The 23,253-nt window shown below is 60.3% G+C and carries 21 protein-coding genes, 2 tRNA genes and 1 pseudogene; 7 read left to right on the forward strand and 17 right to left on the reverse strand.

Features of this window, described 5'->3' with window-relative positions:
* Nucleotides 1-435 precede the first annotated feature (435 nt).
* From TZ03_RS18725 to dapA, 7 genes are all read right to left on the reverse strand, one after another.
* Nucleotides 436-855: a zinc ribbon domain-containing protein gene (locus TZ03_RS18725; RefSeq protein WP_236692853.1), complete on the reverse strand. Its 420-nt coding sequence runs from the start codon at nucleotides 853-855 to the stop codon at nucleotides 436-438.
* Nucleotides 856-1,279: 424 nt separating this feature from the next.
* Entirely contained in the window at nucleotides 1,280-1,735 is a 456-nt protein-coding gene (locus tag TZ03_RS32020) for a Rap1a/Tai family immunity protein (protein ID WP_414860314.1), read from the reverse strand.
* A gap of 303 nt (nucleotides 1,736-2,038) precedes the next feature.
* Nucleotides 2,039-2,128, reverse strand: a tRNA-Ser gene (locus TZ03_RS18730).
* A 92-nt stretch (nucleotides 2,129-2,220) separates the two neighbouring features.
* Nucleotides 2,221-2,931: a phosphoribosylaminoimidazolesuccinocarboxamide synthase gene (purC, locus tag TZ03_RS18735; RefSeq protein ID WP_011535129.1), complete on the reverse strand. Its 711-nt coding sequence runs from the start codon at nucleotides 2,929-2,931 to the stop codon at nucleotides 2,221-2,223.
* A gap of 30 nt (nucleotides 2,932-2,961) precedes the next feature.
* On the reverse strand, nucleotides 2,962-3,720 hold the full coding sequence (locus tag TZ03_RS18740) for an MBL fold metallo-hydrolase (protein WP_051099688.1): 759 nt from the start codon (nucleotides 3,718-3,720) through the stop codon (nucleotides 2,962-2,964).
* Nucleotides 3,721-4,842: an outer membrane protein assembly factor BamC gene (bamC, locus tag TZ03_RS18745; RefSeq protein ID WP_051099689.1), complete on the reverse strand. Its 1,122-nt coding sequence runs from the start codon at nucleotides 4,840-4,842 to the stop codon at nucleotides 3,721-3,723. It abuts the gene before it with no gap.
* 15 nt (nucleotides 4,843-4,857) lie between these two features.
* On the reverse strand, nucleotides 4,858-5,745 hold the full coding sequence (gene dapA / locus TZ03_RS18750) for a 4-hydroxy-tetrahydrodipicolinate synthase (protein WP_051099690.1): 888 nt from the start codon (nucleotides 5,743-5,745) through the stop codon (nucleotides 4,858-4,860).
* Between the two features lie 259 nt (nucleotides 5,746-6,004).
* On the opposite strand from dapA, the gene TZ03_RS18755 reads away from it, so the two are divergent.
* Together TZ03_RS18755 and TZ03_RS18760 are read left to right on the forward strand one after the other, a co-directional pair.
* Nucleotides 6,005-6,565 carry a glycine cleavage system protein R gene (locus TZ03_RS18755; RefSeq protein ID WP_051099691.1) on the forward strand — a complete coding sequence of 187 codons (561 nt, stop codon included), beginning with the start codon at nucleotides 6,005-6,007 and terminating at the stop codon, nucleotides 6,563-6,565.
* A 10-nt stretch (nucleotides 6,566-6,575) separates the two neighbouring features.
* On the forward strand, nucleotides 6,576-7,049 hold the full coding sequence (locus tag TZ03_RS18760) for a peroxiredoxin (protein WP_051099692.1): 474 nt from the start codon (nucleotides 6,576-6,578) through the stop codon (nucleotides 7,047-7,049).
* Between the two features lie 127 nt (nucleotides 7,050-7,176).
* Here the strand turns inward: TZ03_RS18760 and TZ03_RS18765 are convergent, their stop codons facing one another.
* Nucleotides 7,177-8,247 (reverse strand): AI-2E family transporter, encoded by a 1,071-nt coding sequence (locus tag TZ03_RS18765; RefSeq protein WP_051099693.1) that lies wholly within the window; start codon nucleotides 8,245-8,247, stop codon nucleotides 7,177-7,179.
* A 20-nt stretch (nucleotides 8,248-8,267) separates the two neighbouring features.
* Entirely contained in the window at nucleotides 8,268-8,507 is a 240-nt protein-coding gene (locus tag TZ03_RS18770; protein WP_051099694.1) for a sulfurtransferase TusA family protein, read from the reverse strand.
* 122 nt (nucleotides 8,508-8,629) lie between these two features.
* Here TZ03_RS18770 and TZ03_RS18775 point away from each other — a divergent pair, with 122 nt between their 5' ends.
* A complete protein-coding gene (locus tag TZ03_RS18775; RefSeq protein ID WP_051099695.1) occupies nucleotides 8,630-10,066 on the forward strand; it encodes a M48 family metalloprotease in 1,437 nt (478 codons plus the stop codon).
* 109 nt (nucleotides 10,067-10,175) lie between these two features.
* On the opposite strand, the gene nadA is transcribed toward TZ03_RS18775, so the two are convergent.
* Complete coding sequence (gene nadA, locus TZ03_RS18780) at nucleotides 10,176-11,234, reverse strand: quinolinate synthase NadA (RefSeq protein ID WP_051099696.1); 1,059 nt, start codon at nucleotides 11,232-11,234, stop codon at nucleotides 10,176-10,178.
* Between the two features lie 293 nt (nucleotides 11,235-11,527).
* Nucleotides 11,528-13,036 carry a YdgA family protein gene (locus TZ03_RS18785; protein WP_051099697.1) on the reverse strand — a complete coding sequence of 503 codons (1,509 nt, stop codon included), beginning with the start codon at nucleotides 13,034-13,036 and terminating at the stop codon, nucleotides 11,528-11,530.
* A 437-nt stretch (nucleotides 13,037-13,473) separates the two neighbouring features.
* On the opposite strand from TZ03_RS18785, the gene TZ03_RS18790 reads away from it, so the two are divergent.
* The 4 genes and pseudogenes from TZ03_RS18790 (at nucleotide 13,474) to TZ03_RS18800 (ending at nucleotide 18,108) form a co-directional block, all read left to right on the forward strand.
* Nucleotides 13,474-14,826: an APC family permease gene (locus tag TZ03_RS18790; protein ID WP_051099698.1), complete on the forward strand. Its 1,353-nt coding sequence runs from the start codon at nucleotides 13,474-13,476 to the stop codon at nucleotides 14,824-14,826.
* A gap of 285 nt (nucleotides 14,827-15,111) precedes the next feature.
* Nucleotides 15,112-16,101: pseudogene (locus tag TZ03_RS32025) on the forward strand (HAMP domain-containing protein); the annotation flags it as partial.
* A 102-nt stretch (nucleotides 16,102-16,203) separates the two neighbouring features.
* Nucleotides 16,204-16,959 carry a methyl-accepting chemotaxis protein gene (locus TZ03_RS32030; protein ID WP_414860315.1) on the forward strand — a complete coding sequence of 252 codons (756 nt, stop codon included), beginning with the start codon at nucleotides 16,204-16,206 and terminating at the stop codon, nucleotides 16,957-16,959.
* 189 nt (nucleotides 16,960-17,148) lie between these two features.
* On the forward strand, nucleotides 17,149-18,108 hold the full coding sequence (locus TZ03_RS18800) for a cation diffusion facilitator family transporter (protein ID WP_051099700.1): 960 nt from the start codon (nucleotides 17,149-17,151) through the stop codon (nucleotides 18,106-18,108).
* Nucleotides 18,109-18,282: 174 nt separating this feature from the next.
* Here the strand turns inward: TZ03_RS18800 and TZ03_RS18805 are convergent, their stop codons facing one another.
* The 6 genes from TZ03_RS18805 to queC all read right to left on the reverse strand — a co-directional run bounded on the left by TZ03_RS18805 (nucleotide 18,283) and on the right by queC (nucleotide 23,251).
* Nucleotides 18,283-19,689, reverse strand: a complete 1,407-nt coding sequence (locus tag TZ03_RS18805; RefSeq protein ID WP_051099701.1) for a PLP-dependent aminotransferase family protein — start codon at nucleotides 19,687-19,689, stop codon at nucleotides 18,283-18,285.
* A 329-nt stretch (nucleotides 19,690-20,018) separates the two neighbouring features.
* Nucleotides 20,019-20,429 (reverse strand): chemotaxis response regulator CheY, encoded by a 411-nt coding sequence (locus TZ03_RS18810; protein WP_051099702.1) that lies wholly within the window; start codon nucleotides 20,427-20,429, stop codon nucleotides 20,019-20,021.
* 66 nt (nucleotides 20,430-20,495) lie between these two features.
* Nucleotides 20,496-21,302, reverse strand: a complete 807-nt coding sequence (locus tag TZ03_RS18815; protein ID WP_051099703.1) for a MinD/ParA family protein — start codon at nucleotides 21,300-21,302, stop codon at nucleotides 20,496-20,498.
* Between the two features lie 38 nt (nucleotides 21,303-21,340).
* Nucleotides 21,341-22,030, reverse strand: coding sequence for a hypothetical protein (locus TZ03_RS27995; RefSeq protein ID WP_152645491.1), 690 nt, complete (start codon nucleotides 22,028-22,030; stop codon nucleotides 21,341-21,343).
* Nucleotides 22,031-22,440: 410 nt separating this feature from the next.
* Nucleotides 22,441-22,516, reverse strand: a tRNA-Lys gene (locus TZ03_RS18825).
* Between the two features lie 60 nt (nucleotides 22,517-22,576).
* Entirely contained in the window at nucleotides 22,577-23,251 is a 675-nt protein-coding gene (gene queC, locus TZ03_RS18830; RefSeq protein WP_051099704.1) for a 7-cyano-7-deazaguanine synthase QueC, read from the reverse strand.
* Nucleotides 23,252-23,253 lie beyond the last annotated feature (2 nt).

The raw sequence follows: 23,253 nt of genomic DNA on the forward strand, positions 1-23,253 counted from the left end.
CCGTTTACTGTCTACACAGTAGGGTTGCATACACAATACATCAAACGCCTCGCTATGGCCCTACTTGGAGCTGTGGCGGGGCTTCTTTGTATCTGCCACAGGGATTCATAGATTTCCAAGCACCCCGTACTTTCACAGCGGCAGGGTGCTAAGCCGATCCGCTGTCACCCCCGGATTATCGCCCTGTGAATTTTTTGGGTGTTGTAAATGCGAGCTAGCAAATTTTGGCGGGTTGGCTTTTAGCGGAAAATCAACTTTCTGTACATAAAAATCGGAATTATCTGAATCAGCTATGCTATGCGCCTGGACTCAGGGGACGTACAGATGGAAGACAAAGCAACGACAGCGGCGAATGCAATTGAAACTTATATCGCTTAACCAACACGCCATTAGGATGCAATCCAAGCATTTACGTTTTGCTCGGAAATGAAGACATCAGTGCCGCATCAATGAAAAAAGGATAATGCCAACGAATACGGCCAAAATAGTCCATCGGGCAATCCATATCTGAGTGCCATTAGCATCTTCAGCATCGCTAGCCGGTTGCATCTCTTCTACGGTTTTAGCAGTGCTGGATGTATCCGAACCACAATGCTTGCACTTCAATGCAGCAACCTTGATGGTTTCGGCACATATGGGGCAGGCTCGGCAGTCCTTACCGCTCTCGACCACCGCTTCACGCCGCCTACCAGCAATTGTCAGCACAGCGCCTAGGAGCAGCATCAGGCCACCAACAGTGATGTAATTCTGCTGTTGAGCAATCAAGCCAATGTTGTTAACCCGTCCAGTCCCTGACGAAACCGAGACATCCATTGCGAGTGCCCCGATGATCGCAAACAAGCCCAGCACCAGCACCGTAATTCCTAGACCCCGCATAGTCGTCACCTCCCTGAATAAAGGCATAAGGCTATCACTGCGCGAGTCGCACCACCACTGCCCAGAGTGCGGAATTCGCTTGGAGGAGCATTCCTTGCACCCTTGTCAGGCTGCAGAACCCAAGCCCAGACCAGACCGAGAGCCGTAATGGCCCTTTGTGGAGCTATGGCGGGGCGCTATCGTTAGTAGCTGGCGCTGGGATTCATAGATTTCCAAGCATCCCGGTACTTTGACTAAAGCAGGGTGCTAAGCCCCTTTGCTGTCCCGCTCGGACTATCCGACCTAAGATAATTTGAGTTGATCTAAAAACAGACCGGGGATTGTGGGCAGGTTGTTTTTTTTGGGGGGGACTAAGGAAGGTAATAATCCTAAAACCCTAATCCATATTCTTCAAGATAACTATCTAAGAACGCCTACCCGATTTCTTGCATCCATACGCATCTATGAAAGACTTCATGACTAGATATGTTGGATTTTCCTGCAACTGCTCCGGGTGCGTCTCCAGCCACCTAGTTACAATTCGCACGGCTTGCCCGTTAGTTATCCCATTCTTAGGCCAGCAAACTTCAATATCCTTTGGCATGACACTCGACAGATAGATCATTGTATGCCTGACACCTTCAACGAGCCCAATACACCTTCCAACCTCTAGATCATTAGTACCAGGCGTCGCGTTAAAATTATTATCAAGCAGGTAGACTGTCTGTTTGCAGTGTTGCAAAAGGTTGTTTCCGGTGTCATTTTCCGCCATAACCATAGACGAAGCTGTAGATGCAATTACTAAAGCGATTACCCACAAAAACAATGCTGTTCTCGACCGAGGCGGTGTGAGAGATGTTTGGCTTGCAGCGACTTCCATATCCAATCCTTATGATGCTCGACATACCGTAAATGACAGGCATCTCACATATAGGGTTGCCTGATAGCGATTGCTGGAGATTCTACACGCAGACAGGTGGCTAATGGCTACATTTCGGGGGGGCACGGACACAGGAAGCGGCGTATGCACACAGGAGCATGGCTCGCTTGGTGTAGCACAGAAAAGGCTACAGCCATGGCAAAGGTACACGTGAGAAAGGAGGGGGCGAGTAGTAGAAATGAGTAGTAGAACTGAAAAAGAAAAACCCCCGTAACTCATTGAATTACAGGGGTTTTCTATGTATGGCGGAGAGATAGGGATTTGAACCCTAGGTACTGTTGCCAGTACAACGGATTTCGAATCCGTCCCGTTCGACCACTCCGGCATCTCTCCAATGCCGCGCATCATACCAGCGAATTTTGAAAACGCAAACCTTTATTTTCAAAAAAATCGCGTGGTATCAGGCGCTTGCGTGAATGCGCCGCTTACAGCGGCACGCCCAGGCGCTTGGCAACTTCTTCGTAGGCTTCGATCACGTCGCCCAGGCCCTGGCGGAAGCGGTCCTTGTCCATCTTCTTGCGGGTTTCCTTGTCCCACAGGCGGCAGCCGTCCGGGCTGAACTCGTCGCCCAGCACGATCTGGCCGTGGAATACGCCGAACTCCAGCTTGAAGTCGACCAGCAGCAGGCCGGCGTCATCGAACAGCTTGCTCAGCACTTCGTTGACCTTCAACGACAGCTTCTTCATTTCCACCAGTTGCTCGGCGGTGCCCCAGCCGAATGCGACAACGTGGGATTCGTTGATGAAGGGGTCGCCCTTTTCGTCGTTCTTCAGGAACAGCTCGAAGGTGGACGGCTCCAGCTTGATGCCCTCCTCCACGCCCAGGCGCTTGACCAGACTACCGGCGGCGTAGTTACGCACCACGCACTCGACCGGGATCATGTCCAGCTTCTTCACCAGGCATTCGTTGTCGCCCAGCAGCTTGTCGAACTGGGTCGGCACGCCGGCTTCTTCCAGTTTCTGCATGATGAAGGCGTTGAACTTGTTGTTCACCATGCCTTTGCGGTCGAGTTGTTCGATGCGCTTGCCGTCGAACGCCGAAGTGTCGTTACGGAACAGCAGGATCAAGCGGTCGGCGTCGTCGGTCTTGTAAACCGATTTGGCCTTGCCGCGGTAGAGTTCGTCGCGTTTTTCCATGATTGGGCTCCGCTTGCTTGAGGTGTTGGGCTAGGCGATTTCGCGCCAGTCGAGCCCGTATTCCTGATTCGCCACCTGGAGCCAGTCCGGGTCGCACCCGAGGGTGTCGACGAAGCACTGGCGGGCCAAGTGTGGCAGGTTGTTCTTGCTGCTGAGGTGGGCCAGCACCAGGTGTTGCAGGTTGCGCCAGCCCAACTCGTGCACCAGGCGCGCAGCCTGGTGATTGTTCAAATGCCCTTGCATGCCACCCACCCGCCGCTTCAGGAAGGCCGGGTAGTGACCGCGTGCCAGCAGGTCACGGCAGTGGTTGGCCTCGATCAACAGTGCATCCAGGCCCTGGTAACGCTCCAGCAGCAGCGCGTCGTACGAGCCCAGGTCGGTCAACATGCCGAAACGCCGCTGGCCGTCGCTGACCACGTACTGCAACGGTTCGTAGGCGTCGTGCTCGACCCGCGCCGCGGTCACTTCCAGGCTGCCGATACGCAGGCTGTCGCCACAAGCGAGAAAACCGGCTACCTCCACTGGCTTGCGCATGCCGCGCAAGGTCCCTTGGCTGAGGTAGACCGGTACATTGTAGCGCCGTGACAGCAAGCCAACGCCATGCACGTGGTCGGCATGTTCGTGGGTGACCAGTACCGCGCTGAGCTGGGCCGCCGACACACCGAGCAGCGCCAGGCGCCGCTCGGTCTCGCGCAAGGAAAACCCGCAATCGACCAGGATGAACGTGTCACCACTGGCGATCAGCGTGCCGTTTCCCTGGCTGCCGCTTCCAAGTACTGCGAAACGCACTTAACCCAGGTGGTCCTGAATGGCGCTCAGCACGCGGCGGGCGACATCGGCCGGAGCCACGGTGTTGATGTTCTTCTCGACCGTGACCTGCACGCTCTCGCCCACCTTGCTCAGGCGTACCTGGTAGCGCTCGGCACGGGCTTCACGCTCTTCCTTGGTCGGCTCGCTGCCGAACATACGGCTGAAGAAGCCTGGCTGGTTCTGCTTGTCGTCAGGCTTTTCGGACAGGTTGATGTAGTACAGGCCCAGGCTGCGGTTGATGTCCTCGACACGCCACTCGCCACCTTGCTCCAGGGCACGGCCCACGCTGGACCAGGCGCGGTCCAGGTCGGCGCCCAGGTACAGCACCGGGTTGCCGCTGCCGTCTTCGCTCAGGCTGACGCGGCTTGGCGCGTCGAAGTCGCGCGCGGCCAGCAGCGACACCGAACCGCCCTTCTCGGCGCTGCGGTTCATGCTGGCGAGCATTTCGTCGACCAGCAGGGCATCGGCGCCGGTGTTGCTGGAAGTGGACGGGAAATCAGGCTCGGCGGTGCTGCCGGCTGGGCGCTCGACGCTGACCACGTACACCTCGGAGGTATTGCGCTGCACGCCAGGCTCCATGCGCACACGCACGCGCACCTCGCTGTCACCGCTGCTGGCAGTGCTAGCCAGGCGCTGGCCGAGGGATGCCGACAGTTCGTCGAAACGCTGCCAGGTGGTGTTGAACTCACCGGTTTGCGGGCGCTCTTCGGCGATGCGGAAGCCGTTGTCCTCGAAGAACTGGCGAGCCACCGGCCATACTTCGGCTGGCGAGTGCTGGGCCAGCACCCAGCGGCTGCTGCCGCTGCGCTGCAGGCTGTAGTCGGTGACCTGGGCGGCACCGCCGGTCAGAGGCTGCGGACGCGGCACTTCGAACTCGCCGCTGGCGCGATCGTCGGCGACGTTACGCGGGATCGGCAGCAGTGGGTCAAGGCGCTTGACGTTGCTGGCGTCCGGCGGCAGCTGCATCGGCGCGGTCGGGTGCGCCTGCAGGTAATCGCTGCCGCGGTCGCGGAAATAGCCATCCTCGCCCCACAGCCAGCCACACCCGCTGGTGCTGGAGATAATCAGGGCAAGGGCGGAAAGACCAGCCAGTCGCTTCATGCGGTGTACTTCCTCTTAAACCAGTACGCCGGACTGGCGCAAGGCAGTACGGACTTTTTCGTGGCAGCCTTCGCTCAGCCAGGTCAGCGGCAGGCGAATGCCTTTGTGCATCAGGCCCATTTCGACGAGCGCCCATTTCACCGGGATCGGGTTGGCTTCGCAGAACAGGTCTTTGTGCAGCGGCATGAGTTTTTCGTTGATCGCGCGGGCCTTCTCGGCATTGCCCGCAAGGGCGGCCTCGCACATATCGGCCATTTCGCGCGGGGCGACGTTGGCGGTGACGGAGATGTTGCCCTTGCCGCCCATCAGGATCAGCTCGACGGCAGTCGGGTCGTCACCCGACATGACGATGAAATCGCTGTCGACGCCATCGAGGATGGCCTTGGCACGGGCCAGGTCGCCAGTGGCTTCCTTGATGCCGATGATATTCTTGACCTTCGACAGGCGGATCACGGTATCGGCCTGCATGTCGCAGGAGGTGCGGCCGGGTACGTTGTAGAGGATCTGCGGGATGTCGACGGCTTCGGCAATGTGCTTGAAGTGCTGGTACAGGCCTTCCTGGGTCGGCTTGTTGTAGTACGGCACTACCAGCAGGCAAGCATCGGCACCGGCACTCTTGGCGTTCTGGGTCAGGTGCACGGCCTCGGCGGTGGAGTTGGCACCGGTGCCAGCGATGACCGGGATGCGGTGGCTACTGCGCTTGACGCGCTCGACCACGTGCTTGATGACCAGGATGTGTTCTTCGACATCCAGCGTGGCGGACTCACCGGTGGTGCCGACAGCGACGATCGCATGGGTGCCGTTTTCCAGGTGGAAGTCTACAAGTTTGTCGAGGCTGTCCCAGTCAAGACGCCCTTGTGCATCCATGGGAGTGACCAATGCCACCATACTGCCCGCAATCATGTAACTGCTCCTGCCGGAAAAAGAGAGCGGTAATGGTACTGGGGGCATCGGCCTTGCACAAGCGAAGCAGGCGGGCGGAGCATTCCCCTCGGCGCCTTATTTCGCTACCCTTGATGCTTTGATCGGTGCAGCACGGCCCGCCGGGCCGTCGACCTTGCTCCCGGCCAGCGTCCACGATCTCGCATGCGAGCCCAGGGCCCTGCCGACAGGAGGCTTTCGCCCGTCCTGTACCGACCGCTCATCGCTTTAGGAATGCTGCATGTCCACCCCCACCGTCCGCGAACAATTCCTTGTCATCAGCGCCCTGGGCCCGAACCCCATGGAGCTGGCCAACGTCCTCAGCCGCGCTGCCTTCGAAAACCGCTGTGCGGTGGTCACCTCGCGCCTGAGCCGCCACGGCGAGACCAGCGCCCTGGTACTGCAGGTGGGCGGCAGCTGGGACGCCTTGGCGCGCCTCGAAGCCTCCTTGCCGGGCCTGGGCAAGAAGCACGGCCTGACCCTCGACGTGGTGCGTAGCGCCGACCAGGAAGTGCGCCCACAGGCCCTGCCCTACGTGGCCTACGTCAGCGCCGCCTACCGCCCGGACATCATCAACGAGCTGTGCCAGTTCTTCCTCGACCATCGCGTCGAGCTGGAAGCCATGACCTGCGACACGTACCTGGCGCCGCAGACCGGCAGCAGCATGCTCAACGCCCAGTTCACCGTGATTTTGCCGGCCGGCACCCAGATCAGCTGGCTGCGTGACCAGTTCCTGGACTTTGCCGACGCCCTGAACCTGGACGCGCTGATCGAGCCTTGGCGCCCACAGAACCCCATGTAAGGAAACCACCATGGCCGTAGCACTCGACCAACCCGTCGCCGATTTCCAAGCCCAGGCCACCAGCGGGCACACCGTGAGCCTGGCCGGGCTCAAGGGCCAGCAAGTGGTGGTGTACTTCTACCCGAAGGACAGCACCCCGGGCTGCACCACCGAGGGCCAGGGGTTCCGTGACCAGCATGCTGCCTTTGCCGCGGCCAATACCGTGGTGTTCGGCGTCTCGCGCGATGGCATCAAGTCGCACGAGAACTTCAAGGCCAAGCAAGGCTTCCCGTTCGAGCTGATCAGCGACAAGGACGAGGCCCTGTGCCAGCTGTTCGACGTGATCAAGCTGAAGAAGCTGTATGGCAAGGAATACATGGGCGTTGACCGCAGCACCTTCCTGATCGACAAGGACGGTGTGCTGCGCCAGGAATGGCGTGGGGTGAAGGTGCCGGGGCATGTGGATGCCGTGTTGGCGGCGGCCCAGGCTTTGCACAAGGCTTGAGATTGAATGGGGCCGCTTTGTGGCCCTTCGCGGGTAAACCCGCTCCTACAGGGGGTTGCGTTCCCTTGTAGGAGCGGGTTCACCCGCGAAGGGCTGCAAAGCAGCCCCAAAAACTACAGCATCAAAGCTAAAGCATCGGCGAAACACTAGGCTCCTGCCTGGGCCAGGCATCCAGCACGGCCTTGATCAGCGTCGCCAGCGGAATCGCGAAGAAGATCCCCCAGAACCCCCACAACCCGCCAAACAGCAGCACCGCGCAAATGATCGCCACCGGGTGCAGGCTCACCGCCTCGGAGAACAGCAGCGGCACCAGCACGTTGCCGTCCAGCGCCTGGATGATTGCGTACACCGTCATCAGGTAGATGAACTGGTCGCCCCAGCCCCACTGGAACAGTGCAATCAAGGTCACCGGTACGGTCACCACCACCGCCCCCACGTATGGCACCACCACCGACAGCCCCACCAGCAACGCCAACAGCGCGGCGTAGTTGAGCCCCAAGGTTATGAAGGCGATGTAGGTGGCAATGCCGCAGATCAGGATTTCGATGCCCTTGCCGCGAATGTAGTTGGCAATCTGCCGGTTCATCTCGCTGCCAACCCGGTTCAGCAAGGTGCGCTCGCGCGGCAGGTAGCCGCTGACCCAACGGCCGATCAGCTCACGGTCCTTGAGAAAGAAGAACACCAGGATCGGCACCAGCACCAGGTAGATCATGGCATTGACCAGCAGTGGCAGGCTGGACAGCGAGAAGGTCAGCGCCCACTGGCCGAACTTGCCGATTTCCCCGCGCACCGACTCGATGGCACGCAGCACCTGCTCGTCCGAGACCAGATGCGGGTAGCGCTCGGGTAGCAGCAACAGCAGCGATTGCCACTTGCCGAGCATGCCCGGCAGTTCGTTGAACAGGGTGATCAGCTGGTGCCACAGCAGCGGCACCAGCACCAGCATGAACACCGCCAGCGCCCCCATGAACAGGGCGAACACCAGCGCCACCGCCAGCCGCGTCGGCACCCGCACACGCTCCAGGGCATTGACCAGCCCCTGCATCAGGAACGCCAGCACCATGCCTGCCAGCACCGGCGCGAGCATGCCACCCAGGGTGAGCACCGCAGTGAAAGCCAGGAACAACAGGACCGCCAGCACCACGGCCTCCTCATCGGAGAAGTAGCGCTGCATCCAGTCGCGAAGCACTTTGAACATTGACGATCCTTGGAAAAGACTCAGGCCTTGCGCAGCCAGTAGGTGTAGGTACCGGCCTCGGCCGTTTCCCGCAGCAGGGTATGACCGGCCAGTTGGGCGAAAGTGCGGAAGTCGCGCTGGGACCCGGCGTCAGTGGCGATCACCTTCAGCACCGCGCCGCTGGCCAGGCGGTTGAGCTCCATCTTGGCCTTCAGCAGCGGCAAAGGGCAATTCAGCCCGCTGGCGTCCAGTTCGGCGTCGCAGGTCAGGGTGTCAGTCATCGCGGGGCTCTCCAAAGGCATTGCCGGGCTGCTGTTCGATAGGGTCGGCTAGGATAGCGCCACTGGTCGCCAACGTGTGAGCCCGCTACAGTAGCTATCTTTGACCGACGCGAGCTTCATGCATGAATCTACTGCGCCCTACCCTGCTGACGCTGGCCTGCCTGATGGCCCTTCCCGGCCATGCTGACGACCTGCCATCACTGGGTGACGCCAGCTCCGCGATCGTTTCGCCGCAGCAGGAACACCAGCTCGGCCGTGCCTGGCTGAGCCTGCTGCGTGGCCAGGTCAACCAGCTTAACGACCCGCAGCTCAAGGACTTCGTCGAAACCAGCGTGTACAAGCTGGCCGAAACCAGCCAGCTACAGGACCGGCGCCTGGAGTTCATCCTCATCGACAGCCGCGAGCTCAACGCCTTCGCCGCCCCCGGTGGCATTGTCGGGGTCAACGGCGGGCTGTTCCTCAACGCCCAGACCGAAGGCGAATACGCCTCGGTACTGGCCCACGAACTGGCGCACTTGTCGCAGCGCCACTTCGCCCGCGGCGTGGAGGCCCAGCAACGCATGCAGTTGCCGATGATGGCGGCGCTGCTGGCCGGTATCGTGCTGGCCGCAGGTGGCGCTGGCGATGCGGGCATCGGCATGATTGCCGGCACCCAGGCAGCGGCCATCCAGGAACAGCGGCGGTTCTCGCGGCAGAATGAACAGGAAGCCGACCGTATCGGCATCCAGAACCTGGAAAAGGCCGGCTACGACCCGCGCAACATGCCGACCATGTTCGAGCGCCTGGCACGCCAGTATCGCTATGACGCCAAGCCACCGGAATTCCTGCTGACTCACCCGGTGACCGAATCGCGTATCGCCGATACCCGTAACCGTGCCGACCAGGCGCCCAAGGGCGGCATTGAAGACAGCATGCGTTACCAGCTGATTCGTGCCCGGGTGGCGCTGACCTACGAAGGCACCCCGGGGCTCGCCGCCAAGCGTTTCCGCGCCCAGCTGGACGAAGACCCCAAGCTCGATGCCGCGCGTTATGGCTTGGCCCTGGCGCAGATCAAGGGCGGCCAGCTGAACGAGGCGCGTGAGCTGCTCAAGCCGCTACTGGCCAAGGCGCCCAACGACATCACCTACAACCTGGCGCAAATCGACCTGGACATCACCAACAACCGCTTGGCTGATGCACAACAGCGGGCCGAGCGGATGCAAGGGCTGTACCCGGGCAACTATCCGCTGAAGCAGGTGCGTGCCGATTTGCTGGTGAAGCAGAACAAGCCTGCCGAGGCGGAAAAGGTGTTGAACGAGCTGGTCAAGAGCCGGCCGGATGACCCGGACGTTTGGTACGATATGGCCGAAGTGCGTGGCTTGTCGGGTAATACCATCGGTTTGCACCGGGCGCGCGCCGAGTACTTCACTTTGGTGGGGGATTTTGACCAGGCGATCCAGCAGCTGGATTATGCCAAGCGTCGGGCGGGGGGGAATTTCCCGCTGGCCTCGCAAATTGACCAGCGCCAGCGCGAGATCATGGAGCAGCAGCGCATGGTTCGGGAGATGATGGGGCGCTGAGGGCCCTTTCGCGGGCACGCCCGCTCCCACAGGTTCCCCATCGCCCTTGCAAGCGGTGCAGTACCTGTGGGAGCGGGCGAGCCCGCGAAGAAGACGACGCGGTCTGAAGTCAGGCGTTACCAGACAGCTTCAGGCGCGCGGCCTGGGTAAAGTCCAGCATCCGGTTCAGCGGCTTGATCGCCTTGGGCACCAGCGCCGGGTCCACGAAGATTTCATCGCCACCATTACGCAGGCAATGCAACACCCGCTCCAGGGTATTCATCGCCATCCATGGGCAGTGCGCGCAGCTGCGGCATGCCGCGCCGTTACCGGCGGTAGGCGCTTCGACGAACTCCTTGTCCGGGCACAGCTGCTGCATCTTATAGAAGATGCCGCGGTCGGTGGCGACGATGAAGGTCTTGTTCGGCAGGGTCTGGGCGGCCTTGATCAGCTGGCTGGTGGAACCCACCGCGTCGGCCAGTTCGATCACCGACTCCGGCGACTCGGGGTGCACCAGGATCGCCGCATCCGGGTACAGCGCCTTCATGTCGGCCAGTTGGCGCGACTTGAACTCTTCGTGAACGATGCAGGCGCCATCCCACAGCAGCATGTCGGCGCCGGTTTGCTTCTGGATGTAACGGCCCAGGTGTTGGTCCGGGCCCCAGATGATGGTCTCGCCGTTGTCCATCAGGCTTTCGACGATTTCCAGCGCGCAACTCGAGGTCACCACCCAGTCAGCGCGCGCCTTCACGGCAGCGGAGGTGTTGGCATAGACCACCACGGTGCGCTCGGGGTGCTGGTCGCAGAAGGCCGAGAACTCTTCCACCGGGCAACCCAGGTCGAGCGAGCAGGTGGCCTCCAGGGTTGGCATCAGCACGCGCTTTTCCGGGGTGAGGATCTTGGCCGTTTCGCCCATGAAGCGCACACCGGCAACGATCACCGTCTCGGCCGGGTGGTTCTTGCCGAAGCGGGCCATTTCCAGCGAGTCGGACACGCAACCGCCGGTTTCTTCGGCCAGCGCCTGGATGACCGGGTCGCAGTAATAGTGGGCGACCAGCACGGCGTTCTGGGCCTTGAGCTCGGCAGCGATGGCCGCACGGTATTCGGCCTCCTGCTCGGCTGTCAGCGGGTTGGGCTGCTTGGCGTCGAGGTGGGCCTGAACCAATAGGCGTTCGGAAATCTGGGTCATGATCGCTGGACCTGCAGGCGCGTGTGCGCGTCAAATCGAGTGTATCACCCGGCCCTGGCAGATCGGCTAAGGGTGCCGGACGGCACGCAGGCCGCCACGGCCCTCTGCGGGCACGGATTATTATCGGAGGCCGAAGGCTACAGACAATCCAGCGAATTCTAAAGTGGTTTTTGTGTTGCCTGTGCTGGCCCCTTCGCGGGCTTGCCCGCTCCCACAGGTATTGTGCTGCCCTCAGGTGCAATGAATATCCTGTGGGAGCGGGCAAGCCCGCGAAAGGCCAGTACAGGTGACTGTCAACCCTGCGGCGACAGGGCCGCCAGGTGTGCCGCCATCAGCATGGCAAATTCTTCCACTGTCATCTTCTTGCCGTTGAAATCGACCATGCCATCGGCATAGTGCAGGCTGCTGACCACATCATTGCCTTGCACGGTGGCCATGCCGCTCTGCAGCGCCATCATGCCGACCACTTCCCCCGCCTGGCTCGACTGCATGGCGATCGCCTGGGCGTCAGTCTGGCCCTCCAGCAGCGCCTGCAAGGTCGCCAGGTCACCGATCATCGGCTTGGACAGCGACAACTGGCTCTTCACCTCGGTGATCAGTTGCTTGCTCAACTGGTCCGCCGGCAGGTCGAAGCTGGCCGGGGCGGCGAAGTCCATCGACAGGTTGAAGCGGCTTTCGCCATTGGCGGTCTTGAACGACAGGTTTTCCACTGCCACCTTGGGCTTGGCCGCCAGCAGCTTGTGCAGGTCCCCCTGGAACCGCGCCTTCTCGGCGTCGTCCATCTGGATTTGCGGCACAGGCTGGCCGGCGGCAGACGCGGCCTCGAACTCCGGCAGGTGCGCCTGGTACCACTGCGACAACGCCTGCAGTGCCGGCGCATTGACCGAAGTGATGCTCACCGCCAGCTGAGCCTTGCCGACCGCACGGCCATCCCAGGTGATATCCCCCAGCTTGTACTCCACGCGGCCGCCCACGGTATCCGGGCCGTCGAGGGTTTGCACGGCATTCTGCTCAAGGCCCTTGATCAGCAGTATCTGCTGTTTGGGCCCCAGGGTGACCTTGGTTTCGGCCAGAGCCAGGTCGACATTGCCCACATAGATGGCGTCGTGCTCGGTGGCCTGAAGGTTGCCAGCAACATTCAGGCCCTGGAGTTCGAACGTGGCAGGCGGCTGGTCGTCGCGCACCAGCTTCATCACGAAACGCTCGGCCTGGCCGTGGAATGCAGAGGCCTTGCCTTCCCGGTCACCACTGACCTGCAATTGCATGCCCGAGAAGTCGAGGCTGTTGCCGTCGGCTTCATCGAGTTTGACCGGCGCCAGCTGGACCTGGCTAACCACATTGCCGCCATAGCCCAGGCTGGTCTGCGCGCTGACCGGGGGCTTGTCGCCCGCGGCGGCGAACCATGCCGCGGTGAAGTCATCCTTTTGCAATGTGCTGTTGCTGACGGCCAACACCGGCATCAGCTTCAGCGCCTTGACCCGCGACCAAGGGAACGGGCCGTGTTCGATCTGATCGGTCACACCCACATCGAAATTCACCACCTCGCCTTGACCCAGGTTGATGTCCCGCGCCTTGAGCCGGTACTGCGCAGTACTGCTGAAGAAATGCTGCTCCAGCGACACCCGTTCGATGCTCATGTTGCCACCGGTGCCGATCAGGGCCTTTTCGAGCTCGGCGTTGCTGCGGGCAAGGGCGCTGTCCAGCTCCACAGGCAGTTGCTTGCCGGTGTACCAGGCGCCAGCGGTGGTTACGACGGCGATGGCAATAGCCAGGCCGGAGAGGATGCCAACTGATTTCTTCATGAATAGAACCGATTGCTGTCCGTAGGGAATGCACGTGGCGCCAGCGGCCACGCAGAGCGCGAAGAGTACCACCGCAGGCCAAGCAGCGTGGGTGGTCCCAGTGGAGAAATCCCACATTTCCGACCCATCTGAAAAGAAATGGCCAATACGTTAATTTTTACGAACACAGAGATTGATCATAACCGCAAAAAAACGCACAAAAACCGAACAAATCTCTATTTGACTCGATAAATACTTCAAATTAGCAACATCTTGTCATGTTTAACTTGACACCCACCTACCCATCGTTTTTTATTTTCACCACTTTGCGCGCCCCCTCGCGCCTCCCGCCGCTCCAACAAAAAAGGTGAACAACATGGAGCCCACCCGCTCGCCCTTGCCGCATGCGCAGTACCCCGTGCCCGTCGTTTACGCCCAGCCGCAGGAGCCATGCCAGCATGCAGCCTGACCACAGCGCCTCCGGCAACGGCCAACTCCGCAAAACCCTGCGCCTCTGGCACGTGATCATCATCGGCCTGGCCTACCTGACGCCGATGACCGTGTTCGACACGTTCGGCATCGTGTCCGGGATTACCGCCGGTCATGTACCCAGCGCCTACATCCTGGCGCTGGCCGGGATCCTGTTCACCGCCGTAAGCTACGGCACCCTGGTAAAACGCTTCCCGCAATCGGGCTCGGCCTACACCTACACCCAACGGGCGATCAACCCGCACGTGGGCTTCCTGGTCGGCTGGTCGTCGCTGCTGGACTACCTGTTGCTGCCGATGGTCAACGCGCTGCTGGCCAAGCTGTACCTCTCGGCCATGTTCCCGGAGGTACCGGAGTGGATATGGGTGGCAAGCTTCGTCACCCTGATCAGCCTGATCAACATGCGCAGCGTGAACCTGGTGGCGCATTTCAACCTGCTGTTCGTGGGCGTGCAGGTAGCGATCATCGCCGTGTTCATCTACCTGTGCGTACGCGGCCTGGACCAGGGGGAAGGGCTGGGTACCAGCTGGAGCCTGCTGCCATTCGCCGACAGCCAGACTCAGTTCAGCGCCTTGGCCGCGGGCGCGACCATCCTGTGCTTCTCGTTCCTGGGCTTCGATGCGGTCACCTGCCTGTCCGAGGAAACCCGCGACCCGGGCAAGACCATCCCCCGGGCGATCTTCCTCACCGCACTGATCGGCGGCGTGGTGTTCATCACCGTGTCGTACTTCATCCAGGCCTACTTCCCGACCATGGCGCGCTTCCACGATCAGGAAGCGGCCCTGCCGGAAATCGCCCTGTACGTAGGCGGTAAGCTGTTCCAGTCGATCTTCATTGCCTGCACCGTGATCAACACCATCGCCTCGGGCCTGGCCTCGCAAACCAGCGTGTCACGCCTGCTGTACGTGATGGGCCGCGACAACGTGATCCCGGCCAGCGTCTTCGCCCGCCTGCATTCGCGCTACAAGACACCGGTACTGAACATCGTCGTGGTAGGGCTGATTTCGCTGTCGGCGATCTTCTTCGACCTGGTTACTGCCACCTCGATCATCAACTTCGGCGCGCTGGTCGCGTTCAGCTTCGTCAACCTGTCGGTGATCAACCACTGCTACCTGCGCGAAGGCAACCGCAAAGGCCTGGCCAATCAGCTGAAGTACCTGGTACTGCCGACCATCGGCTTCTGCATCATCGTCTCGCTGTGGCTGGACCTGAACGCGCACTCACTGCTGTTCGGCGGCGCCTGGGCACTGCTCGGCGTGCTGTACCTGGGTTATCTGACCAAAGCCTTCAAGGATGCCCCGCCCAACTACATCGCAGAATGACCCACGCTGCCAACAACGCCCGCGCCTGACCGCGGGCTTTGCCTTTTATCGATAAGGAAAGCCCTCATGCCGCTGCGTCGCCTCTCCATCCAGTGGAAGATCACCCTGCTCGCCGGCCTCTGCTTGCTGGCCATCGTCGCCCTGCTGGTGGCCACGTCGCTGACCCAGGCCCGGCGCAGCGCGGCACTGGTCAACCAGGCCAACACCGAAATGCTCGACAGTAGCGCCCGCCTGCGCCTGCAGGCCCACGCCGAAACCCAAGCCTTGCGCATCCAGCGCTATTTCATGGATGCCTACCAGTACGGCAATGGCTTTGCCCGCCTGGTGCAGGTGCTCAAGACCCGTGGTGGCAGCGACCTGCGCGCCGAGCTGACGCGCCAGGCCCGTGCCAGCCTGGCCGGCAACCCGGATGTGATCGGCTTGTACCTGGTGTTCCAGCCCGATGCTCTGGACCAGCACGACAGCCAATACATTGGCCAGGAGGCTGTGGGCAGCAACGAAAGCGGGCGCTTCTCGCTGTACTGGTCACAGCCGCACCCCGGCACCCTGGAGCTTGAAGCCATGCCGGAATCGATGCTCGGCGATGCCAGCATCGGCAGTAACGGCGCGGCGAAGAACCGCTGGCTGACCTGCCCGCAAGACACCGCCAGCACCTGCATGCTCGAACCGTACCTCGACGAGGTGAATGGCCAGCAGGTACTGATGACCAGCATCGCCCTGCCGCTACTGGAGCATGGCAAGGTGGTCGGAGTGGTCGGCCTGGACATCGGCCTGGCCAACCTGCAACAACTGAGCGTGGACGGCCGCCGCGAGCTGTTCGACGGCCAGGGCCAAGTGAGTATCGTCAGCGCAGCCGGCCTGCTGGCCGGCAACAGCCGTGACGCCAGCACGCTTGGCCACCCCATGGACAAGGCGGTAGCCGATGGCCTGCTGCGCGTGGCCCACCCCTTCACGCCAATCCCTGACGCCGCCCCCTGGCAGGTGTTGCTGGAACTGCCGGAAAGCGTGCTGCAGGCACCAGCCGTAGCCCTTAACCAGCGCCTGGACGCACACAACCAAAGCGCCAACCTCTCCAGCCTGTTGATCGGCCTGGGTGCCGCAGTGGTTGGCTTGCTGCTGGTGTGGCTGACCGCACGCGGCGTCACCCGGCCGATCCTGGCTGTGGCCGCGCGGCTGGAGGACATCGCCAGCGGCGAAGGTGACCTCACCCGCCGCCTGGACTATGCGCGCCAGGACGAACTGGGCCAGCTCACCGGCTGGTTCAACCGCTTCCTCGACAAACTGCAGCCGGTCATCGCCCAGGTCAAAGGTTCACTGCAGGAAGCCCGCGGTACCGCCGACCAGTCGGCCGCCATCGCCAGCCAGACCAGCAGCGGCATGCAGCAGCAGCACCGCGAAATCGAGCAAGTGGCCACTGCAGCCAACGAAATGAGCGCCACCGCCCTGGATGTCGCCCATAACGCCTCGCAGGCAGCCCAGGCCGCCCGCGCTGCCGACCAGGCCAGCCGCGAAGGCCTGCAACTGATCGACAGCACCCGCCAGGGCATCGACCGCCTGGCCGCCGGCATGAACACCGCCATGGACGAGGCGCGTGCGCTGGAAGGCCGCAGCGGGCAGATCGGCACGGTACTGGAGGTGATCCGCACCATCGCCGAGCAGACCAACCTGTTGGCCCTCAATGCTGCCATCGAAGCCGCCCGCGCTGGCGAAGCCGGGCGGGGTTTTGCCGTGGTGGCCGATGAAGTGCGCGGCCTGGCCCAGCGCACGCAGGTATCGGTAGAGGAAATCCGCCAGGTCATTGAAGGCTTGCAGCAAGGCACCCAGGATGTGGTGGGCGCCATGCATGAAGGCCAGCGCCAGGCCCAGGACAGCGCCACGCGCATGGAACAGGCGCTGCCGGCGCTGCAGCGCATTGGCGAGGCGGTGGCGGTGATCAGCGACATGAACCTGCAGATTGCCTCGGCCGCGGAGGAACAGAGCGCAGTGGCCGAAGAGGTGAACCGCAACGTAGCCGGCATTCGCGACGTGACCGAATCGCTGGCAGGCCAGGCAGACGAGTCGGCACGCATCAGCCAGGCCTTGAACCGGCTGGCCAACCAGCAACAGGCGCTTATGGAGCAGTTCCGCGTCTAGCCTGTGAGGGCCTCTTCGCGGGTGAACCCGCTCCCACAGGGTCCCTCACTGGCCTTTGAAGCCATGATCCCCTGTAGGCCACAGGTGGGCACTGCCCTCACAAGCAGCACCCAACCTGTGGGAGCGGGTTCACCCGCGAAGAGGCCCTCACAGGTACTACAGCATCATCGATTTTACCGAGCACACCTTATGCAAACCGCAACCCAATCCACGTTCTTCGACATCACCAGCGAACAGGGCCTGTTACGCACCTCGATCGCCGTCACCCTGTTCATCGCCACCATCGGCATCGGCTTCGGCCTGGCCTCCGGCTCGTTCTCCATCGTGTTCGACGGCGTCTACTCGCTGGTCGACGCCAGCATGAGCGGGCTGTCGCTGGTGGTGGTCAAGCTGATCACCTCGCACACCACCAGCGTGCAGATGTCGCGCAAGCTGCGCGAGCGCTTCACCATGGGCTTCTGGCACCTGGAGCCGATGGTACTGGCGCTCAACGGCATCCTGCTCAGCGGCGTGGCCATCTACGCGCTGATCAACGCCGTCAGCAGCCTGCTGCAAGGCGGCCGTCACCTGGAGTTCGGCATCGCCATGGTCTACGCGGTACTGACCGTGATCGCCTGCGCGACCATCGCCATTGTCGAAGCGCGCGCCAACCGCAAGCTGGGCTCGGACTTCGTGCGCATGGACGTCAAGGGCTGGGTGATGTCGGCCAGCATCACCGCCGCGCTGCTGATCGCCTTCTGCTTTGGTTACGCGGTACAGGGCACGTCGCTGGAGTGGGTATCGCCGTACATCGACCCGGCGGTGCTGGCGCTGGTGTGCCTGGTGATCGTGCCGCTGCCGCTGTCGGTGGTGCGCCAGGCTTTGTCGGAAATCTTCCTGGTCACCCCTGGCGACCTCAAGCTGCACGTCGATGAAGTGGCCAAGGCCTTCGTCGCCCGCCATGGGCTGCAGTCATACCGCGCCTATGTGGCCAAGGTCGGGCGCTCGCGGGAGATCGAGTTGTATTTCATCGTGCCGAAGAGCATGGCTGCGAAAACCATTGATGAATGGGATGCGTGGCGCAACGAGATTGGCGATGCGGTGGGGGGTGAAGGACCGGATCGTTGGTTGACGGTAGTGTTCACCGGGGATCCGGAATGGGCCGAGTAACCCGCCTGCATTGAGCCGCTACCCAAACCCATCGCGGTACAAGGCTCCTGATATCGTCCGACGATAATTCGAGACCTCAGGCTGTGCCTGGGAACAGAAACTGGCCGGACTAGAGAGACCTGAGCGCTTCAGGCCGCAGCCATGATCCATATGCGCTGCGACGCCAACGGCACGCTATTGCATTTTGTCGAAGACTTCGCGCATTTGCTGTATCGCATTGCGCATCTCATCAAAGCCACATTCGGCCCCGACACAAATACGAACCGCTGGCGGTTTGACAATTCCCGGCACAACAAAAGGATCCGGTGGAGTGATCGCGATGTGCCGCTCACGCAATGTGTTGACCAGACCGGCAGCTTCCCAATGAGGCGGAACGCCAATCCAGGCACTCAAGGCGTATGGGTGATGCCCCAAAATGAAATCAGAAAAACATTCACTGATCACCGCCTGTCTTTCTGCCACCAGCAGCCTTTGCTTTTGAATCAATAAATCGGCGCTACCATCGCGAATCCAACGGGATGCGATTTCGGCCATGATTGGTGTCCCCATCCAACCATTGACCCGCAACACGCTTTTCGTCCGTGACGATAGGGTTTTTGGCATCACCAGATAACCAATACGTAACCCCGTGAGCACAGACTTTGTCATGCTCGTGCAATAAATGGTGCGTTCGGGTAAGTAATGACTAATCGGCGGTATGTGATGCTCCCCTAACAACGGCCCGAAAACATCATCCTCGATGATCCAGACACCAAAGTGCCTGGCAATGCTGGCAATTTCACGGCGACGGCTAGCAGGCATCAAGGTCGTTGTCGGATTGTTGAAATTAGGCGTACACACCAAGGCCGTAACACGCTCATGGGTGCACAGGTACTCAAAATGGTCTGGGTCAATACCATGACGATCCGTTTCGAGCCCTTTCAGCGTAAAGCCCAGCACTTGGGAAGTCCCGATTATCCCATGATCGGTAATGCCCTCGGAGAGGACCACATCATTCGTACTCGTCAAGGAAGCCAGAGCGAGGAATATCCCATGGGCTGCCCCATTGGTGATGAGGATGTCCTCAAGGTCCGCCTGCACCCCGTGGCGTGCCAACCATTGCCGAGCCGTTTCACGGTGCGCTTCAAGGCCGGCAATTGGGCGTAACGCCTGAATCCAAGGCTGGTCCTGCTCGCCGCTCAAGGCCAGGCAGATGTCGCGCCAACGCTGCCCATGTTCATCTGTATGGATAATTCTGACGGTAGAAAAGTCCATGACCGTGGACTGCGGGGTGTCGAGAATCAAATTGGCGACGTCGGAGCTCACAGGCCTCGAGACGAAACTGCCGCGGCCAATTTCGCAACGTATGAATCCTTGCCGCTCTAGCTCCCGATAGGCGTTGGATGTCGTCTGCAAGCTAATGCCCAGGCAGTCGGCCAAATGCCGCTGCGGCGGAAGGCGCACGCCGTGCAGTAGTAAGCCCTGTTCGATATCCGCCCTGATCGACTTTGCGAGAATCTTGGATTTGGACTCGCCGCCTTGAGCGCTGCGCAATTCCAACCTCCACTTATGACAGTGTCGATTTGGCGTATGATTTGCCATCAAAAACAATCCTTCAGAACTTACATATTATAAATTGAGCGCGCGATCACCCTATCTTTCAGTAGAACCTTGATTTCTTGATTAAGTTTCCTTGCTTTGAGCATGTGGTCTTGTATTTTCAAGCCTTTCAAATAGATACCTATCTGACGCAGGACGCTAAAGTCATGTAGCAACCTGAAACAGGCGACATTCAGCGTTCACGGGCTAACGACTTATTACACAGGCCACTACTTAGGCGTTATACAAAAAGCGCTTGCGCGGCGATCATGCTGCGTTGAAAACAGGCTTGGGTACTCATTTGCAACCCGTATAGTCGAGCGCGAATTTGCCTAATCGCCGACATGAGGCGCGATCTGCCATTGAAGGCGCTCATAGATACGATGGATCTTCTCTTCAAGCGTCGGACCATTGAAGGGTTTGACGATATAGGCATTCACCCCGGCATTTGCGGCTTGAATGATCTGATCACGCTTCGCTTCCGCCGACACCATCAACACAGGCAGGTGCTTCCAGTTTTCGCTGGCGCGCAGGGTCCGCAGGAGCTCCAACCCCGACATGTGGGGCATGTTCCAGTCCGTGATGACAAGATCCACCGGTGTTTTTTGCAGGACCTTCAATGCCGCCAGGCCATCTTCGGCCTCGAGCACGTTTCTGTAGCCCAACTCACGCAGCAGGTTCTTGATGATGCGCCGCATGGTAGAAAAGTCATCGACCACCAATACCGTCATGTCCCTGTTCATATCCCCCACCACACCGCATTGTCCCCTCGAAGAATCGTCTCAATTACACCAGCGAAAAAAGCAGGCTTAAAAATTCCGCGTCAGGAAAAAAGTCACACCTTTCTGCCCCGCCGTATTGATCGGCGCTCGGTCCAGAGTGCATGCGATAGGCTTGAGTGCCAGTGAATACTTCGATTTAGGGTAAGCCAATACAACAGGGGCTTTCTTTTGCATGGCTTTCTTCACATCATCGTCGTAGGGCAAGGCACCGGCATAGATCAAGGCCACTCCCAAGAATTCCAGCGCCACATTATTTAACTTGGCGAACGTGGCAGCCCCTTCGCCCGACGACCTCGTCATGTTCACCAATACCTTGAAGTGCGTAGTGCCCTGCTGGCGGTACAACAGCTTGATCAATGAATAAGCATCCACGAGCGAAGCAGGCTCATCGCACACCACGATCAGGACTTCACTGGCCGCCTTGGCCAGGTTGATGACGGTGTGACCAATACCACTTGCCGTGTCCACCACCAGGACATCGATATCCTTTGCAAGCTCATCGAACGCATAGACCAACCCTGCGTGTTGGGCGGTGTTCAACTGCACCATGCCCTGGGAGCCTGAGGCTGCCGGCACGATCAATACTTCAGCCGGCCCTTTGATGAAGGTATCCCGGATCTCGCAGCGGGACTCGATGACGTCCTGCAACGTATACTGCGCCTTCAAGCCGAGCAGCGCGTCGATATTGGCCAACCCGAGATCGCCATCCATCAAGACGACACGCCGTCCTTTCGCAGCGAGTTCAATCGATAAGTTGATGGCCAGGTTCGTTTTCCCTACCCCGCCCTTCCCACTTGTCACGGCAATTACACGAACCGGCTCAGGGCTGACCATGACGCACTCCAATCAGCACGGCGCTGCAGTCTTCACCTTCAATTCCCTTCGACCATCCAGCCGCGCACATCGTATCTCTCCTTAAGTAACTTGATGACGGCAGCAGGCTCCGCCTTGTTCCGGTACACGCCTATCACGATCAAATTGGTCTCGGTCCTGATGACCGGCAACTGCAAATCCTTGATTGCAAGTGCACTGGCCTTACGCACCCGAGTCGTATTCAGGATGATCTCGATTACCCACACGCTACGGGCGCGAGCTGGTGCAGGTCGCGGATATCCGAGCCGGGCCCCGCATGTTCCACACCATTGAAAAACATGGGGGGCGAGCCTTACGGTCTTGGCACATAGGTGCAGGCGAACTGCCTCGGTCTTTCGCGCCCGCCACATAAACCACAGCGAACGCAGGATAATGAAGAGCACAATCGAACCGATCACACCCAGCAAAACAAAGACAAGGTTCGAGTTGCTTTCCCAACTCAATTCCACGCCAAATGATTTCAATGGTTGAGAACCCACCAGGTTCGTGAAAGCGTGTCCATCATTTGAAAAAGTGTGCGTTAACCCTGTATCCATGTTCACGACCCGACCAGGAAACCATTCGATGGAAACCGGGCTACATAAAAAAGCGTCGAGCCCCATGAACATCAGGAAGATCAGCACAATGATCTGCATGCCGATTAACATCCGGAACAATCGTTGATTGGAGCTGACCATCTTCCACTTCATGAAGAAGCACTCTCTGAGGGTTTAGCGATAAAAAGAGGCTCAACAAGGCAAAAGAACACCGCGGGACATAGAATCATGTCTAATCCCGTCTCAATGTGTACCCAGTGAGTCGCTCTATCGCCAATGATGCCAATATGATGGCGCCACTTTAACGACGGGCAGCAGTCTATGACATCCAGATGGGCATGACTGATGTTCTAGAACAATTAGATCGCGCGGCCCGAGGCTGGGCCATCACCAGAAATGGCGCTAACGTTGTATTGGCTAAGACGCGGGCAACGGGCGATTGCCGGTACCTTGTTCGGTGGCACACAGGCTGGGCCGAGAGCGGTCACTGATAGCACGCCGTGCAGGACGCATACGAAAAAGCCCGCGACCGTTGCCGGTAGCGGGCTTTGACGTACTGCGTATGGTGGGTCGTGTAGGATTCGAACCTACGACCAATTGGTTAAAAGCCAACTGCTCTACCAACTGAGCTAACGACCCGTTGGATGGCGCGTATAATACTGATTTCTAACGGGAAATCAACACCCCATCGCAACTTTTTTAAAAATATCGCGTCGGGTCTGCTACACCCGCCGCCTTGAAGCCATCGGCACGCAGGCGGCAGCTGTCGCATTTGCCGCAGGCCCGGCCGTCATCGTCGGCCTGGTAGCAGGAAATGGTCAGGCTGTAGTCCACGCCACGGGCCATACCGGCCTGTACGATCTGCGCCTTGCTCATGTTCTGCAGCGGCGCCTGGATGCGGAAGCCCTGCCCCTCTACTCCGGCCTTGGTCGCCAGGTTGGCCATGCGCTCGAAGGCTTCGACAAACTCGGGGCGGCAATCGGGGTAGCCGGAGTAATCCACGGCATTGACGCCGATGAAGATGTCCCGCGCCTCCAGCACTTCTGCCCAGCCCAGCGCCAGGGACAGGAACACGGTGTTGCGTGCTGGCACGTAGGTGACCGGGATACCTTCGCCCGGGGTTTCCGGTACGTCGATGCTACTGTCGGTCAGCGCCGAGCCACCGATGCCGTCCAGGTTCAGGCCAATCACCTTGTGCTCGACCGCACCCAGGTCGCGGGCCACGCGGGCAGCGGCGTTCAGCTCGGCGCGGTGGCGCTGGCCATAGTCGAAACTCATGGTGTAGCAGCTGTAGCCTTCGGCCTTGGCCATGGCGACCACCGTGGCCGAGTCCAGGCCGCCGGACAGCAGGATGACTGCGCGTTTTTCTGTCATGT

The sequence above is a fragment of the Pseudomonas sp. 10-1B genome (assembly GCF_000935045.1).
GTDB lineage: Bacteria > Pseudomonadota > Gammaproteobacteria > Pseudomonadales > Pseudomonadaceae > Aquipseudomonas.

Bases quoted from the DNA above. Each gene is read 5' to 3' on its own strand.
- TZ03_RS32020 (WP_414860314.1), bottom strand. From the start codon at position 1,735: ATGGAAGTCGCTGCAAGCCAAACATCTCTCACACCGCCTCGGTCGAGA.
- TZ03_RS18765 (WP_051099693.1), bottom strand. From the start codon at position 8,247: ATGTTCAAAGTGCTTCGCGACTGGATGCAGCGCTACTTCTCCGATGAG.
- TZ03_RS18760 (WP_051099692.1), top strand. From the start codon at position 6,576: ATGGCCGTAGCACTCGACCAACCCGTCGCCGATTTCCAAGCCCAGGCC.
- TZ03_RS18785 (WP_051099697.1), bottom strand. From the start codon at position 13,036: ATGAAGAAATCAGTTGGCATCCTCTCCGGCCTGGCTATTGCCATCGCC.
- purC (WP_011535129.1), bottom strand. From the start codon at position 2,931: ATGGAAAAACGCGACGAACTCTACCGCGGCAAGGCCAAATCGGTTTAC.
- nadA (WP_051099696.1), bottom strand. From the start codon at position 11,234: ATGACCCAGATTTCCGAACGCCTATTGGTTCAGGCCCACCTCGACGCC.
- TZ03_RS18800 (WP_051099700.1), top strand. From the start codon at position 17,149: ATGCAAACCGCAACCCAATCCACGTTCTTCGACATCACCAGCGAACAG.
- TZ03_RS18775 (WP_051099695.1), top strand. From the start codon at position 8,630: ATGAATCTACTGCGCCCTACCCTGCTGACGCTGGCCTGCCTGATGGCC.
- TZ03_RS18755 (WP_051099691.1), top strand. From the start codon at position 6,005: ATGTCCACCCCCACCGTCCGCGAACAATTCCTTGTCATCAGCGCCCTG.
- TZ03_RS18770 (WP_051099694.1), bottom strand. From the start codon at position 8,507: ATGACTGACACCCTGACCTGCGACGCCGAACTGGACGCCAGCGGGCTG.
- TZ03_RS18815 (WP_051099703.1), bottom strand. From the start codon at position 21,302: ATGGTCAGCCCTGAGCCGGTTCGTGTAATTGCCGTGACAAGTGGGAAG.
- TZ03_RS18790 (WP_051099698.1), top strand. From the start codon at position 13,474: ATGCAGCCTGACCACAGCGCCTCCGGCAACGGCCAACTCCGCAAAACC.
- TZ03_RS18805 (WP_051099701.1), bottom strand. From the start codon at position 19,689: ATGGCAAATCATACGCCAAATCGACACTGTCATAAGTGGAGGTTGGAA.
- TZ03_RS27995 (WP_152645491.1), bottom strand. From the start codon at position 22,030: ATGAAGTGGAAGATGGTCAGCTCCAATCAACGATTGTTCCGGATGTTA.
- queC (WP_051099704.1), bottom strand. From the start codon at position 23,251: ATGACAGAAAAACGCGCAGTCATCCTGCTGTCCGGCGGCCTGGACTCG.
- dapA (WP_051099690.1), bottom strand. From the start codon at position 5,745: ATGATTGCGGGCAGTATGGTGGCATTGGTCACTCCCATGGATGCACAA.
- bamC (WP_051099689.1), bottom strand. From the start codon at position 4,842: ATGAAGCGACTGGCTGGTCTTTCCGCCCTTGCCCTGATTATCTCCAGC.
- TZ03_RS32030 (WP_414860315.1), top strand. From the start codon at position 16,204: ATGCAGCAGCAGCACCGCGAAATCGAGCAAGTGGCCACTGCAGCCAAC.
- TZ03_RS18810 (WP_051099702.1), bottom strand. From the start codon at position 20,429: ATGAACAGGGACATGACGGTATTGGTGGTCGATGACTTTTCTACCATG.